This is a genomic window from Rhodococcus sp. NS-SX18 (assembly GCF_057367935.1).
On the sequence record NZ_CM170633.1, the window covers coordinates 4090954 to 4105575 of the forward strand.

Here is a 14622-nt window from a genome sequence, read left to right on the forward strand (position 1 = left end):
CTAGGCTCGGCGGGGTGAGCAGCCCCGAACTCGCATTGACCGTCCGTCTGAACACCTCTGCGGCCGATGCGCGCCGCGGCGTCGTCCGCGTGCACCCGGAGGTGCTCACCGCGCTGGGCCTGCGCGAATGGGATGCGATCGGCCTGATCGGCGGGCGCCGCACGGCGGCCGTCGCCGGCCTCGCCCCCGCCGGCACCCCGACCGGCACGATCCTGCTCGACGACGTCACGCTGTCCAACGTGGGGCTGCGCGAGGACGCCACCGTCCTCGTCGGCCCGGTCGTCGTCCACGGTGCCCGCACCGTCGCGGTCGCCGGATCGGCGCTCGCCACCCACACGATCGACGACGTCACGCTGCGTCAGGCACTGCTGGGCAAGGTCCTCACCGTCGGCGACGCGGTGTCACTGCTGCCCCGCGATCTCGGTCCGGGTACGAGTACCGCCCCCACCACCCGCACCCTGTCCCGCACGTTCGGGATCGCCTGGACCACGGAACTGCTCACCGTCACCGCCGTCGACCCCGGCGCACCGGTGAGCGTGCAGCCGAACACCGCGGTGAGCTGGGGCAGCGCCCCGGCCGGACGACTCGTCGCCGAGACTCGTCCGGCAGCCGTGCGGTCGGCCCGGTCCCCGGTTCCCACCCCGCCGCCGCCACCGGTGGAGGACCTCGTCGGCGTGCAGACCCAGGCCGGCAAGCTCTCCGAGTGGCTGAAGCTGGCCCTCGACGAGCCGGAACTGCTGCGCACCCTCGGCGCCTCCCCCCACCTGGGAGTGCTGATCACCGGGCCCGCCGGCGTCGGCAAGGCCACCCTCGCCCGGGCGGTGCTCGCCCACCGTCGCGTCGTCGAACTCGACGGGCCCGGCGTGGGTGCCACCGCCGCCGACGACCGGCTGCGCCGCGTCACGGCCGCCGTCGCCGACCTGGCCGCCGGCGGGGTCCTGCTGGTCACCGACATCGATGCGCTGCTGCCCGCGAATCCCGAACCGGTGTCGGCGCTGATCCTCGACCAACTGCGCCGCGCCGTCGACACCGTCGGGGTTGCGCTCGTCGCGACCACGGCGCACCCCACCGAGGTGGACTCGCGGGTCCGGTCCCCCGAGATCTGCGACCGGGAACTGGCCCTGCCGCTGCCCGACGGCGCCACCCGTCGCGCCCTCCTCGACGTGCTGCTGCGCCGGGTGCCCACCGGCGACCTCGCCCTCGACGCCGTCGCCGCCCGCGCACCCGGCTTCGTCGTCGCCGACCTGGCCGCCCTGTGCCGGGAGGCGGCTCTGCGGGCGGCCGCGCGGGCCAGTCGCGACGACACCGAGCCGGAGCTGACCCAGGACGACCTCCTCGGTGCGCTCGAGGTGATCCGCCCCCTGTCACGATCGGGCACCGAGGAGCTGGCCATCGGCAGCGTCACCCTGGACGACGTCGGCGACATGGTCGACACCAAACAGTCGCTCACGGAGGCGGTGCTGTGGCCGTTGCAGCACCCCGATTCCTTCGCGCGCCTCGGTGTCGAGCCGCCGCGCGGTGTGCTGCTCTACGGGCCCCCGGGGTGCGGCAAGACCTTCCTGGTACGGGCACTGGCCAGCTCGGGACAGCTGAGCGTGCACGCCGTCAAGGGCGCCGAGTTGATGGACAAATGGGTGGGCGCCTCGGAGAAGGCCGTGCGGGAACTGTTCCAGCGCGCCCGCAACTCGGCACCCGCACTGGTGTTCCTCGACGAGATCGACGCGCTCGCCCCCAGACGCGGGCAGAGCTCGGACTCCGGGGTCACGGACCGGGTGGTGGCCGCACTGCTCACCGAACTCGACGGGGTCGAACCACTGCGCGATGTCGTGGTGCTCGGCGCCACCAACCGGCCCGACCTGATCGATCCGGCGCTGCTGCGCCCCGGCCGGCTCGAACGGCTGGTGTTCGTACCGCCGCCGGACGCCGAGGCGCGCGCGGCGGTTCTGCGCACCGCGGGCCGGTCGGTGCCGCTGGCCGACGACGTGGACCTCGATGCCCTCGCCGCCGACCTCGACGGTTACTCCGCGGCGGACTGTGCGGCGCTGCTGCGGGAAGCGGCGCTCGCGGCGATGCGCCGCAGCGTGGACGCCGCGGCGGTCACCGCCGGCGACGTGGCGGCGGCACAGAAGACGGTGCGCCCCTCGCTGGACGCCGCCCAGGTCGAACACCTGCGCGCCTACGCCGAAGGACGCTGACGATGCCGGCCGTGACGGTGCGAGTGGACGAACCCGTCGCGGGGCTCGCCGCGTTGTGTGCGGGCGCTCTCGCCGGCTTCGCCGTGTCGGTGGACGTGGTGGCACTCCCCGCCGGCACCGGCAGCGCGGCGGCACCGATCGTGTTCGCGGTGGCGGCGGTGCTGGCGGTCGCGGGGCTGCAACACTCCGGCTCACGCCGCACGGCGTGGCTGCTGGCCGCCGGCTGCACGGTGGTGCTCGCCACGGTGCGCTTCGCGGTGCCGACCGCCGACGTCGACACCCTCACCGTGCTGGACCTCATCGGCGCGGGAGCCGCCGGGATCCTGCTGGGGTCGGCGGTCGCCGCGGTGTGGGGGGAACCGATCGGGCCGTGGGCGGTGGTCACCGGGACGTGGGCGGCGTTCCTCGTCGCCGGCCCGGCGGAGACGTCGCTGCAGTCGTCGGCACTGCCGTCGCCGCTGCAGTGGCCGCTCGCCGTCGGGGCCGGAGCCGTGGTGCTCGCAGCGCTCGTCGCGGGGCCCGGAGCCCGGGTACAGCGGGCGGATGCACGGATGCCGATCGTCGCGGTCGGGGCGACGGCGGCGCTCGTCGTCGGCATGCACGTGCTCGGGGGCTGGGTGGACGAGTATGCGGCGGGGACGTGGATGTGGCCCGTCGTCGTCGGCGCGCTCGCCGCGACGGTGCTCGGCGTCGAAGCCGTCGCCCGTGTCCTGCCCTTCGCGGACGGCCGGTTCCCCGTCGCCGCGCTCGGGGCGACGGCCGCGGCGTACCCGCTCGTCGACGAGCTCGCCGGGACGGAGGTGTCCGCGTGGGTGCCCGCGACCGGGTTGCTGGCCGTCGCGGCGGGAGCGGCACTCGCGTGGCGGGTTCCGCGCGTCGAGCTGGGACTCGGGGTGGCCCTGATCGTCACGCTGACCGCTGCGCTGTGGCCGGGCGTCGGGACGGACGGCCCGCAGTTGCTGGTGCGCGTCGCCCTGGTCGCCGCGGGTACCGGGCTCGCGCTGGGGGCGGCACTGCCGCGGACGGCGCCGGTCGCCGCGATGGGGCTGGGGCTGCCGTTCGCGGCGGCCACGGTCGCCGCGGTAGGGGCCTTACCCGCCGACCAGCGGATGCTCACCGGCGCGCTGGCGGCAACCGTCGCGGTGTGCGCCTGGCGCTGCCGGGGTTGACGTGACCGATCTCACCGAGCCCGGACCAAACCGAGTGCGTGCAGGTGCTCGAACACCAGCATCGAGCCCGGCGCGACCTCGGGAAGGGCGGCGTAGTCGGCGATCGTGAACCAGCCGAGCTCGGCGATCTCCGCCGCCGGACGTGGCTCTCCGGCGAGTTCGGCCGTGAAGCAGGTCATGTGCAGGCGGGTGCCGGGCGGGTGTCCGAACGCGTCGGCCTCGAAGATCCCGATCTCGGCCACGGTGCCGTCGACGAGGCCGACGCCGAGTTCCTCGCGGATCTCCCGGTGCAGTGCCTGCTCGGGTGTCTCACCGGGATCGATCTTGCCGCCCGCCATGTAGAAGGCGGTCTTGCCGACGGAACGGGTCTGCAACAGACGTCCGTCGCGGACGTACGCGAGCGCGGCGGTGCGGATCGGGCCGGTGGCGGGCATGGAGGGACTCTACGATGGGAGTCGGGCGCCTGAGCGTCGACGGTCCGTTCGCAACGTTGTGAACGATACCGGTAGACTTCAGTCAATCCGATTTGTCCATTTGCACAGCAGCGCGTGTGCCGGGGCTTTCCCGGTTCCGCGTAGTTCGGGCATCGCCCCCAGCGGGCGACGCCCGCCAATTGCAAGCCTGTTACACCCCGCCGCCAGGCCCGACCCCGACGGAGTGCCTTTTGCTCGCCATACTCATCGCCCACGCGGTCGCCACTCTCGTCGCGCCGCCTCTGGTCAGAGTCATGGGGAGAAATGCGTTCCTGCCGCTGGCGCTGGTGCCGCTGGCGAGCCTCGGCTGGGTGATCGGCAACTGGAGCACCGAACGCACCCTGCAGATCGCCTGGGCTCCGGGTCTGTCGATGAACATCGACATGCGCTTCGACTCCCTCGCAGCGATCATGTCGGCGCTGGTGCTGGGCATCGGCGCGCTCATTCTGCTCTACTGCGCCCGGTACTTCACCGACGACGAGCCCCGCCTGGGCATCTTCGCCGCCCAGATGGTCGCCTTCGCCGGGGCCATGTTCGGCCTCGTGACCAGCGACAACATGCTGGTTCTCTACATCTTCTGGGAACTGACCACGGTCCTGTCGTTCCTGCTGGTCGGCCACTACGCGGAGCGGGCGTCGAGCCGCCGCGCGGCCACCCAGGCCCTGCTCGTCACCACCGCCGGCGGCCTCGCGATGCTCGTCGGCGTCATCGTGCTGGGGCAACTGGTCGGAAGCTACAACCTCTCCGACGTGATCGCGGCCGCCCCGAGCGGCTGGCTGGCCGGGGTGGGTATCGCTCTGGTGCTGGTCGGCGCCCTCTCGAAGTCCGCGGTGGTCCCGCTGCACTTCTGGCTACCCGGCGCGATGGCGGCCCCGACCCCCGTCTCCGCGTACCTGCACGCCGCCGCGATGGTGAAGGCGGGCATCTACCTGGTCGCGCGGCTGGCTCCGGCGTTCGCCGATGCGGCGCCGTGGCGGCCCATCGTGGTCACCCTCGGCCTGGCCTCGATGCTGCTCGCCGGCTGGCGCGCGTTCCGGGCCTTCGACCTGAAGCTGATCCTGGCCTTCGGCACCGTCAGCCAGCTCGGTTTCCTCATCGCGCTCGTCGGGATCGGCAGCCGGGAGGCAGCACTGGCGGGCATGGCCATGGTCGTGGCCCACGCGATGTTCAAGGCGTGCCTGTTCATGGTGGTGGGCATCGTCGACCACGGCGCGGGCACCCGCGACATCCGCAAGCTCGCGCACCTCGGGAAACGGGCCCCGTTCCTCGCGGCAGTCGCGGCCGTCGCCGCGATGAGCATGGGCGGGTTGCCCGTGTTCATCGGGTTCGTCGGCAAGGAGGCCGCCCTCGAGGCCGTGCAGGTGACGACCCTGCTGAGTCCGTGGGCACGGATCGCAGTCCTCACTGCGATCGTGGTCGGGTCGATCCTCACCCTGGCGTACAGCATCCGGTTCGTGTGGGGCGCCTTCGGACGCAAGCAACTCAAGCGCCCCAGTCCGGCCGTGCAGGGCTTCCACGCGCCCGGGCCTCTGCTGCTGTTCTCTCCGACCGTCCTGGCCTTCGGCGGCCTGGCCGCCGGACTCGCCGCGCCGTGGATCGACACGCTGCTCTCGCCGTACGCGGACACGCTGCCCAGCACCCTGGACAAGCCGTACCACCTCGCGCTGTGGCATGGCGTCGGCCTCCCCCTCGTGCTGACCGCCGTCGTCGTGGTCGGCGGAACCGCGCTGTACTTCGCACACCGCACCATCTCGCGCCTGAAGTTCGAGCGTCCGATGCTCGGCAACGCCGACCGCATGTACGACGAGACGTTGCGGCTCATGGACACGGTGTCGATGCGTCTGACCGGCTTCCTCCAGCGTGGTTCGCTGCCCTTGACCCAGGCGACGATCCTGATGACGCTGGTCCTGCTCCCCACGATCCTGCTGTTCGTGTTCGGTGTCGCGGAACGTCCCCGGCTCCGCTGGTGGGACAGTCCGTTCGAGTTCGTGGTGGTGCTCGCGATCATCGGCGGTGCCCTCGCCGCCGCGATCATGCGCAACCGCATCGCGGGCGTGCTCGTCGTCGGCCTGACCGGATACGGCTGCGGCCTGCTCTTCGCCTTCCACGGCGCACCGGACCTCGCATTGACACAGGCCCTGGTGGAAACTCTCACGCTGGTGATCTTCGTGCTGGTGTTGCGCAAGCTGCCGGCCGAGAACCGGCACGTCGCCGGCAACCGCCTCCGCCGAGCCCTCCTCGGTGTGGCCGTCGGCGCGACGGTCACCGGAATCGGGGCCTTCGCCGTCGCGGCCCGCAGCACCGAACCGATCGCCTTGCTCCTCCCGCAGGCCGCCTACGAGTCCGGCGACGGCAAGAACGTCGTCAACGTCCTGCTCGTCGACATCCGGGCGTGGGACACCCTCGGGGAGATCTCGGTACTTCTCGTGGCCGCGACGGGCGTGGCGAGCCTGGTCTTCCGTACCCGGCGGTTCGGAGCGGCCCCCCGGGTCGCCGACGCCCCCGCCGCACAACTCGATGCGGTGGCCGCCAGCACCGAGACGACCTGGCTCCGAGGTGGGGACCTGATCGATCCGCGACACCGGTCGTTGATCCTCGAGGTCACAACCCGGCTGGTCTTCCCGACCATGATGGTGTTGTCGGTGTACTTCTTCTTCGCGGGCCACAACGCCCCGGGCGGCGGCTTCGCCGGTGGGCTCACCGCGGGCCTGGCGCTGGTGCTGCGCTATCTCGCCGGTGGTCGCTACGAACTCGGCGAGGCCGTCCCGATCGACGCGGGCAAGATCCTGGGCCTGGGCCTGACCTTCTCGGCGGGCACCGCGCTCGTCTCGCTGTTCCTCGGGGCGCCCGCGCTCTCCTCGGCGACACTCGAACTCACTCTGCCCCTCCTGGGAGACGTCAAGATGGTGACCGCCCTGTTCTTCGATCTCGGTGTGTATCTGATCGTGGTCGGCCTGGTGGTCGATGTGCTCCGCAGCCTCGGGGCCCGGCTCGACGCCGAGATCGTCGGTGAACGCCGATGACCGTCAACCTGACCCTGCTCATCGCCACGGGTGTGCTCGTCGCCTCCGGTGTGTACCTCCTGCTCGAGCGCAGCATCATCAAGATGCTTCTCGGGCTCCTGCTGATCGGCAACGGCATCAACCTGCTGATCATCGGGCTCGCCGGTCCCGCCGGCGAGCCGCCGATCATCGGATTCGGCAACGAACTCCACGAGGAGATGGCCGATCCGCTCGCCCAGGCGATGATCCTGACCGCCATCGTCATCACGATGGGTATCGCGGCGTTCGTGCTCGCCCTGACGTACCGGTCCTTCACGCTCAGCGCACGCGACGAGGTCGAGAACGATCCCGAGGACACCAAGGTGTCCCAGCGCCGGGCTCTCGCCGACGCCCCGGACCGGGACCGATCGGACGATCCGATCACGGGCGAGCCGAGCAAGATCGGCGACGCCTTCGATTCCGCCGGCAACCCCATCCCTCTCGAGGAGCTGACCAACATCGAGGATCTCGAGTGCTACGAGGACCTGCACGACGGGGATTTCGACGACGAGACCGACTCCGCCTACAGCGACGGTGAACCGGCACGCGGAGACGATGCGCCGTCCCCGCGAGGAGGGAACCGATGACCCTGTCCGCAGCCGCCCTCGTACCGCTGCCCGTCCTCATTCCGATGCTCGCGGCGGCTACCACCCTGATCCTGGGGCGCCGGCCGCGTGCCCAGCGTGCCGTCACCGTCGTGTCCCTCGTCGCGGTGCTCGTCGTGGCGGGCCTGCTGCTGTATCTCGCGGACCGGGACGGCATCGCGACGTTGCAGGTCGGCGGATGGGAGGCGCCCATCGGGATCACGCTGGTGGTGGACCGCCTGTCCGCCCTCATGCTCGTGGTGTCGGCGATCGTGCTGCTCGCCGTCATGCTGTACGCCGTGGGTCAGGGCATCCACGACGGCAACGAGCAGCAACCCGTGTCGATCTTCCTGCCGACCTATCTGGCGCTGACGGCAGGCGTGTGCAACGCATTCCTGGCGGGAGACCTGTTCAACCTGTTCGTCGGTTTCGAGGTCCTCCTCGCCGCGTCGTTCGTGCTGCTCACGTTGGGGGCGAGCGCCGACAGGGTGCGCGCCGGCGTCTCGTACGTGATGGTGTCGATGGTCTCGTCACTGATCTTCCTCGCGGGGATCGCGCTCGCCTACGCGGCCACCGGCACGTTGAACCTGGCTCAGCTGTCCGTGCGTCTCGACGACGTGCCCGCCGGCACGCGGGCGGCGATCTTCGGAGTCCTGCTCGTCGCGTTCGGCATCAAGGCCGCCGTCTTCCCCCTGTCCTCGTGGTTGCCCGACTCGTACCCCACCGCCCCGGCACCGGTCACCGCGGTGTTCGCCGGTCTGCTCACCAAGGTCGGCGTGTACGCGATCATCCGCACGCACACCCTGCTGTTCCCGGGCGGGGAACTCGACAACGTCCTGCTCATCGCCGGCCTGCTCACGATGCTCGTCGGCATCTTCGGTGCCATCGCGCAGAACGACATCAAGCGCCTGCTGTCGTTCACCCTCGTCAGCCACATCGGTTACATGGTGTTCGGCGTCGCCCTGTCGACGCAGGCCGGGCTGTCGGGGGCGGTGTACTACGTCGCGCACCACATCCTCGTCCAGACCACCCTCTTCCTGGTGGTGGGGCTGATCGAACGCCAGGCCGGATCGGCGTCCCTGCGCCGTCTCGGCGGTCTGGCCCTGGCGAGTCCGCTGCTGGCGATCGTGTTCCTGGTCCCGGCCCTGAACCTCGGCGGCATCCCGCCGTTCTCCGGTTTCATCGGGAAGGTGGCGCTCCTGCAGGCCGGCGCAGCCGAGGGCTCCGTACTGGCGTGGGTGCTCGTGGCCGGTGGCACCGCCACCAGCCTGCTCACCCTCTACGTGGTGGCCCGCGTGTGGACGAAGGCGTTCTGGCGCGCGCGTGCCGACGCACCCGAAGGCGACCTCGCCGACACGGCGCCGTCCGCACTGCTCGACCGCTCCGAGGAAGACATCGCCTTCGGCGACCGGGCGGACGTGGGACGCATGCCCCCCGCGATGCTCGTCCCGACGGTGGGTCTCGCACTCGTCGGCCTCGGTCTCACCGTCTTCGCCGGCCCGTTGATCGACATCAGCGATCGTGCCGCGGCGAACCTGCGCGACCGCTCCGTCTACGTCGAGGCGGTCCTGGGAGGAGTGCCGGAATGACCAGACGTGCATCGCTGCTCCGGGTCCTCGTCCTCGCCTGGATGGTCCTGGTCTGGGTGCTGCTGTGGGGCACCTTCTCCGTCGCGAACGCCCTCAGCGGCCTCGTCGTCGCGTCGGCGATCATGTTCCTGCTGCCGTTGCCGAGGGTGCCGGTCGAGGGCCGGGTCCACCTGTTCTCCCTGGTCAAACTGGCGCTTGTCATCGTCGGCGACACGATCCGGAGCACCGCGTCGGTGGCCTGGCTGAGCATCCGGCCGGGACCCGGTCCCCTGACCGGGGTCCTGCGCTGCCGGCTGATCATCAAGTCGGACCTGGTCCTCACCCTGTGGACCGACATCATGAACAACATTCCCGGAACCATGGTGCTCGAGATCGACCGGGTGCGACGGATCGTCTACGTGCACGTCCTCGACCTGAGCAGCGACCGGGCGGTGGCCGAGTTCTACCGGTCGGCGCGCCGGATCGAGCGGCTGCTGATCTCGACGTTCGAACGGAACTCCGAGTGGCAGCCGAGTCCCTGGTACCGGGACCCGACCTCGGCAAACAGGGAGGACATCGCATGATGGTGATCCTGGCAATCTCCGGCGTGCTGCTGGCGTCGGCAGCCGCGCTGCTGGTATTCCGGGTGCTGGCCGGACCGAGTTCCCTGGATCGGCTGGTGGCCATGGACTGCATCCTGGCCCTCACGCTGTGCGGGATCGCAGTGTGGGCGGTCTACAGCCGCGACACCAGCATCGTTCCGGCGCTCGTGGCCTTCTCCCTGGTGGGCTTCATCAGTTCGGTGTCCATCGCTCGCTTCCGGGTGCGTGACGAATGATCACGGACATCCTGGAAGTGGTCGGTCACATCCTCATCCTCCTCGGCTCGGCGGTCTGCCTGGCCGGGGCGATCGGGGTTGTGCGCTTCCGCGACACCCTGGCACGCATGCACCCCGCCACCATGCCGCAGGTGGTGGGGGTCCTGCTCGTGCTGAGCGGTGCAATCCTCAACCTGCGGGGCAGCGTCGACATCTGGATGCTGGTGCTCGCGTCGATGTTCATGGTGCTGACCGCACCGGTCGTCGCGCACCGGGTGGGGCGGGTCGCCTACCGGGAACAACTCGGTCGCGACGGCCTCCCGACGCCGGACGAACTGCCCTCGGATTGACGTCCACCCGGCTTTCGGGCCGACGCGGACGTCATAAGGACTCGTTCGTGGTGTCCGCCCGGGTCGGCGCGCCGGATCCGGACGGGGTGCCCTCGGGGGACGCGCCGGTGCTCGTGAAGGTGACGTGGAAGGCCACCGCCACCACCACCAGCGAACCGATCAACAGCGGCCCGGCGAGCAGCGGGTGCTCCGCCATGAGCTCCGGCAGGTACCGGTAGGCCGTCAGCTGCGCGGCCAGCACCGCCGTACCGCCTGCGACGAGCCGGATGCGGAACCAGCCCCACCCGCGGTCCGGGTCGCGCAGCGCCGCCTCGAGTGTCAGGCACAGTACCGCGCCGGAGACGAGGTCCACGCCGTAGTGGTAACCGAAGCCCAGCGTGGCGGCGAGCGTGCACCCGAGCCATCCGGTGCCGAGGAGCCGCAGCCAGCCGGGACCGCCGCGGGTGTGCAGGAACAGCGCCAGCGCCCACGCGGTGTGCAGGCTCGGCATGCAATTGCGCGGGGTGATCGTGTCGAACGGGATCGGCTGCGGGTCGGGATTCCACGGCACCGTACCCGGCCAGAAGGTCCCCACCTGCCAGCCCTCGCCGTGCTCGCCGAATGCGAAGATCGGGCCCACCACCGGGAACAGCATGTAGATCAGCGGACCCACCAGGCCGATGAGCAGGAAGGTGCGCACCAGGTGGTGCGCGGGCCAGGGACGGCCGTCGCCGACGTGGCGAAGCTGGTAGACGGCGACGACGATCGCCGCGACGGGCAGTTCGATGTACACCCAGTGCAGCACGGCGTACACGCCGGGTCCGAGCCATTCGAGGACCTGACCGGCCAGCCACGACGGATTGCCCAGCGCGTGGTCGGCGAGCTGGACGTACTCGTCGAGCACCTCCGGCCGGGTCTGCGCGGTCAGCTCGAGCCAGGTGTCGCCGATCTTGACGGAGAGCACGAGCAGCACGCCGAGGGCGATGCCGCGCAGCGCGCCGCGGCGTCGGCCGCCCTGCAACGCGACCGCGGCGTATCCGGCGAGCAGCACGAGCACGATCGTCGGACCGTTCCCCGCCGTCAGGGGTCCGCCGGTGAGGTACCGCTCGGCCGCGAATGCCGCGTCGAGCAGCACCGCGGCAGTGAGGGAGACGACCCGCAGGCGGGTGGTCAGACCGACCATTGCCAGCGCGAGACCGGCCCACGGCACGGACGCCGACGTCGGAACGGCGACGACGTCACCGACGAGTGCGGGGACCAGCCCGGGGAACCCGCTGTACCGCGCGACCACCTCGGCCACGAGGACACCGAGGACCGCACCGATCAGAGCGAGTGGAACGAACAGTTGCGGCACATGCGCCTGCTGCGCCTTCGGGCGCTCCACCCCTCGGATCGACACCGACACATGGTAAACAGCCGGTGAACTGCGCGGGAACGCGGCCGCCGGGTCAGGCCCGCAGTTCCTCGACCAGCGAATCCACCACGGCGACGAGGTCGCCGCCGGTCTGCTCGGCGATCCGACGTTGCCGCTGGTAGGAGGCGCCTCGCACGGGGATCTGCGCCACCTGGGCGAGTTCGTCCGCACAGCCGAGCCGCACTGCCGTGGGTGTGAGCTGCTCGAGCAGGTCGTTCAGGTCGTCGGTGACGAGCCGTTCGTGGCACACCGGGTCGAGGATCACCTCGGCCTCGAGGCCGTAGCGGGCGGCACGCCACTTGTTCTCCTTGACGTGCCACGGCTGCAGGGTGGGCAGCTGCTCGCCCTGCTCGAGGCGTTCGTCGTAGTACACGACGAGCGAGTGCACGAGCGCGACGAGGGCGGCCAGCTCGGCCTTGTTGGTGATGCCGTCGAACACCCGGATCTCGATGGTGCCCCACCGCGGCGACGGGCGGATGTCCCAGTGCATGCCGCCCGGCTTCGTGATGACACCGGACTTGAGCTGATCCTCGATGAAGCTCTCGTACTGTGCCCAGCTCTCGAAGTGGTACGGCAATCCGGCCGTCGGCAGCTGCTGGAACATCAGGGCACGGTTGCTCGCGTAGCCGGTGTCCACACCCGCCCAGATCGGCGAGGACGCCGACAGCGCCAGCATGTGCGGGTACTTCACCAGCAGTGCATTGAGGATCGGGATGACCTTCTCGGCGGAGGAGACCCCGACGTGGACGTGCACCCCCCAGATCAGCATCTGCCGGCCCCACCAGCGGGTGCGCTCGATCATCTCGTCGTAGTCCGGGGACCGGGTGACGACCTGGTCGGTCCACTGTCCGAACGGATGGGTGCCGGCGCAGATCAGATCCACACCCGCCGGATCGGCGGCCGTGCGCAACAGGTCGAGGGACTCGGCGAGGTCGTCGACGGCCTCGGCGACGGTGTCGTGCACATCGGTGACGAGTTCGACGGTGTTGCGGAGGAACTCCTTGGTGAGCCGCGGGGTCTGACCGGCACGTTGCTCGACCGCGTCGAAGACGACGGCGGCGGTGTTGGACAGGTCGCGGGTCTTCTTGTCCACCAGCGCGATCTCCCACTCGACGCCGAGGGTCGGGCGGGGCGAACCGGGAAACGGAACGGGCACGAGTCGATCCAACCACAGGGCCCCGGCGACCGTCGCCGGTCGCCGGGGCCCTGGGGAAAGCAGTGCCGGGAGGTCGCCGTCAGGACACGACGCCGCAGGCGAGACGTTCGCCGCCGGCGGTTTCCTCGTGGACGACGACGGAGGTGCCGTCCCCGCCCTGCAGGTCCTCGAGGGTGAACTCCTCGGTGACGACGGTCAGCGACCCGGTGCCGTCCTCGCGCACCACGACCGCGCCGAGGTCACCGCTCTCGGGGACGCTGGTGTTGCCGCCGGCCTGCAGATGCCCGCCCGCGGACAGGTAGTTGCCGGGTGCGCCTCCGGTCGGTGCGGTGGAGTTCGTCTCGCACTTGCCGACCTCGTGGACATGGACGCCGCGGTAGCCGGTCGGCATACCCTCGAGATCGACGGTGACCTCGACGCCTCCGTCGACCTCGGTGAAGGTGACCGTGCCGGCGGCCTCGTCCGCCGGGGTCCGCAGTTCGGCGGAGTTGTCCGCGCCACCGTGACCACCCGATGCACCCTCCGTGGCCTCACCCGGGACCGCGCCGCCGCCGTGGGCCTCGTCGGCACCCTCCGGAGCGGGGGATCCCGTCCACACCGGCGGGGTGGTGCCGGGGGTGTCGCTCGGCTCCTCGCTGTTCGAGCACGCGCTCAGGCCCACCGCAGCGATCGCGACGATCGGGGCCAGGGCACGCCAGGACATGCGACGGGTGGAACTCGAGGCCATCAAACCGCTCCTTCGAAGTGGCGAAAAGTCACCCGATCATAACCGGGCGGCGGACGCCCTCACGGCGAGGTGACGATGACGATGACCCCGGGCGCGGAGTCCGCGATCCCGGCGAAGCGCGGCTGTGCCGTCACCCCCAGTGCCTCGGCCACCGCCTCGGCGGTCTGCCGCTCCCCCGGACCCGTGCCGTAGTACACGGACGTGGATGCGATCACCCCGTCGCTGTAGTTGCCCGTCTCCGCGACGGTGAATCCCTCGTCCTCGAGCAGGCCGGCCGTCTGGGCGGCGAGGCCCGTGACGTTGCTGTTGTTCAACACTCGTACCGGTGCGGTGGCGGCCACCGGGGAGGAGGTGGTGGCGGAGACGGTCGTCGTCGCACCGGCGGTGGTCGTCCGCGCCGGTGTCGCGGCGAGCGGCGCCGATGTCGCGGATGTGGTCGCCGGCGCGGCCGCCGGTTCGGTCGCAGGCTCGGGAACAGAGCCCTCGGAATCGGAGTTTCCGAGCGAGGCGAGGCCGAGGCCGGCGAACAGGATGGCGAGAGAGATCAGCACCATCGCGAGCGCTCGCAGCGGCGGACCCGACGATTCCGAGGTTGTGCTCACGCCGTCGACCTTAGTTGCCGCGTCCGCCGGAGCACCGTCGTACTCGCACTACGTGGTGATCTCGAACCCGAGCCGGCGCGCGGCCCGGGCCTTCTGCCGGCTCGCGCGCAGGCGCCGCAACCGCTTGACGAGCATGGGGTCCGCTGCCAGTGCCTCCGGCCGGTCCACCAGGGCGTTGAGGACCTGGTAGTAACGGGTCGCGGACAGGCCGAAGAGCTCCTTGATCGCCTCTTCCTTGGCACCCGCGTACTTCCACCATTGACGTTCGAAAGCGAGGATGTCGCGTTCCCGGCGAGACAGACCGTCCGTGCCCGCCTCGTCCGGGTTCACGACGGTGGGGTTGTTCTCGGCGTGGTTGCTCCGGTCGGAAACCTGCTCGGATTCGTTACCGATATGCGCTGCTGCGCCGTCCATCTCACTCCTCGACTGCCTCGAATCACACCGGCGTCCGATCGGACCCGGGTGTTTCCGAGGGCAATTCAACCATGGTGGTACGACAGGTACCGGCTCAACGGACGGGCGAGTCCCGCCCACTATCCTCTTGCAC

At 70.7% G+C, this 14622-nt stretch carries 14 protein-coding genes; 8 read left to right on the forward strand and 6 right to left on the reverse strand.

From position 1 onward, the window contains the following. Positions 1 to 14 precede the first annotated feature (14 nt). Both AC2IPW_RS18790 and AC2IPW_RS18795 read left to right on the forward strand, forming a co-directional pair. A complete protein-coding gene (locus AC2IPW_RS18790; protein WP_416061588.1) occupies positions 15 to 2195 on the forward strand; it encodes an AAA family ATPase in 2181 nt (726 codons plus the stop codon). A 2-nt stretch (positions 2196 to 2197) separates the two neighbouring features. Next, positions 2198 to 3364: a hypothetical protein gene (locus AC2IPW_RS18795; protein ID WP_486375361.1), complete on the forward strand. Its 1167-nt coding sequence runs from the start codon at positions 2198 to 2200 to the stop codon at positions 3362 to 3364. A gap of 11 nt (positions 3365 to 3375) precedes the next feature. Here AC2IPW_RS18795 and AC2IPW_RS18800 read toward each other — a convergent pair whose 3' ends face one another. Further along, on the reverse strand, positions 3376 to 3798 hold the full coding sequence (locus AC2IPW_RS18800) for an NUDIX hydrolase (RefSeq protein WP_486375362.1): 423 nt from the start codon (positions 3796 to 3798) through the stop codon (positions 3376 to 3378). Positions 3799 to 4028: 230 nt separating this feature from the next. Between AC2IPW_RS18800 and AC2IPW_RS18805 the strand changes: the two genes are divergently transcribed. Genes AC2IPW_RS18805 through mnhG form a run of 6 tightly spaced genes read left to right on the forward strand, consistent with a single transcriptional unit; the run spans position 4029 to position 10197 of the window. Then, on the forward strand, positions 4029 to 6860 hold the full coding sequence (locus AC2IPW_RS18805) for a Na+/H+ antiporter subunit A (RefSeq protein ID WP_486375363.1): 2832 nt from the start codon (positions 4029 to 4031) through the stop codon (positions 6858 to 6860). Beyond that, the gene (locus AC2IPW_RS18810; protein ID WP_003937419.1) at positions 6857 to 7465 is read left to right on the forward strand and encodes a Na(+)/H(+) antiporter subunit C; all 609 of its coding nucleotides are present in this window, start codon (positions 6857 to 6859) and stop codon (positions 7463 to 7465) included. Before AC2IPW_RS18805 ends, AC2IPW_RS18810 begins: the two co-directional genes overlap by 4 nt. Further along, the gene (locus AC2IPW_RS18815; RefSeq protein ID WP_289379064.1) at positions 7462 to 9051 is read left to right on the forward strand and encodes a Na+/H+ antiporter subunit D; all 1590 of its coding nucleotides are present in this window, start codon (positions 7462 to 7464) and stop codon (positions 9049 to 9051) included. The genes AC2IPW_RS18810 and AC2IPW_RS18815 overlap by 4 nt, the downstream gene beginning before the upstream one ends. Beyond that, on the forward strand, positions 9048 to 9614 hold the full coding sequence (locus AC2IPW_RS18820; RefSeq protein ID WP_486375364.1) for a Na+/H+ antiporter subunit E: 567 nt from the start codon (positions 9048 to 9050) through the stop codon (positions 9612 to 9614). The genes AC2IPW_RS18815 and AC2IPW_RS18820 overlap by 4 nt, the downstream gene beginning before the upstream one ends. Continuing rightward, the gene (locus tag AC2IPW_RS18825; protein ID WP_486375365.1) at positions 9611 to 9868 is read left to right on the forward strand and encodes a monovalent cation/H+ antiporter complex subunit F; all 258 of its coding nucleotides are present in this window, start codon (positions 9611 to 9613) and stop codon (positions 9866 to 9868) included. The genes AC2IPW_RS18820 and AC2IPW_RS18825 overlap by 4 nt, the downstream gene beginning before the upstream one ends. After that, positions 9865 to 10197, forward strand: coding sequence for a monovalent cation/H(+) antiporter subunit G (mnhG, locus tag AC2IPW_RS18830; RefSeq protein ID WP_486375366.1), 333 nt, complete (start codon positions 9865 to 9867; stop codon positions 10195 to 10197). The genes AC2IPW_RS18825 and mnhG overlap by 4 nt, the downstream gene beginning before the upstream one ends. Positions 10198 to 10228: 31 nt before the next feature. On the opposite strand, the gene AC2IPW_RS18835 is transcribed toward mnhG, so the two are convergent. The 5 genes from AC2IPW_RS18835 to napA all read right to left on the reverse strand — a co-directional run bounded on the left by AC2IPW_RS18835 (position 10229) and on the right by napA (position 14489). Beyond that, on the reverse strand, positions 10229 to 11560 hold the full coding sequence (locus AC2IPW_RS18835; RefSeq protein ID WP_486377030.1) for a DUF5933 domain-containing protein: 1332 nt from the start codon (positions 11558 to 11560) through the stop codon (positions 10229 to 10231). A 64-nt stretch (positions 11561 to 11624) separates the two neighbouring features. Next, a complete protein-coding gene (locus AC2IPW_RS18840; protein ID WP_054371695.1) occupies positions 11625 to 12746 on the reverse strand; it encodes a glutamate--cysteine ligase in 1122 nt (373 codons plus the stop codon). A gap of 79 nt (positions 12747 to 12825) precedes the next feature. Further along, positions 12826 to 13473, reverse strand: a complete 648-nt coding sequence (locus AC2IPW_RS18845) for a superoxide dismutase family protein (RefSeq protein WP_003937406.1) — start codon at positions 13471 to 13473, stop codon at positions 12826 to 12828. 59 nt (positions 13474 to 13532) lie between these two features. After that, a complete protein-coding gene (locus AC2IPW_RS18850) occupies positions 13533 to 14075 on the reverse strand; it encodes a LytR C-terminal domain-containing protein (protein WP_486375367.1) in 543 nt (180 codons plus the stop codon). 48 nt (positions 14076 to 14123) lie between these two features. Then, positions 14124 to 14489 (reverse strand): nucleoid-associated protein NapA, encoded by a 366-nt coding sequence (gene napA / locus AC2IPW_RS18855; RefSeq protein WP_003937404.1) that lies wholly within the window; start codon positions 14487 to 14489, stop codon positions 14124 to 14126. Positions 14490 to 14622 lie beyond the last annotated feature (133 nt).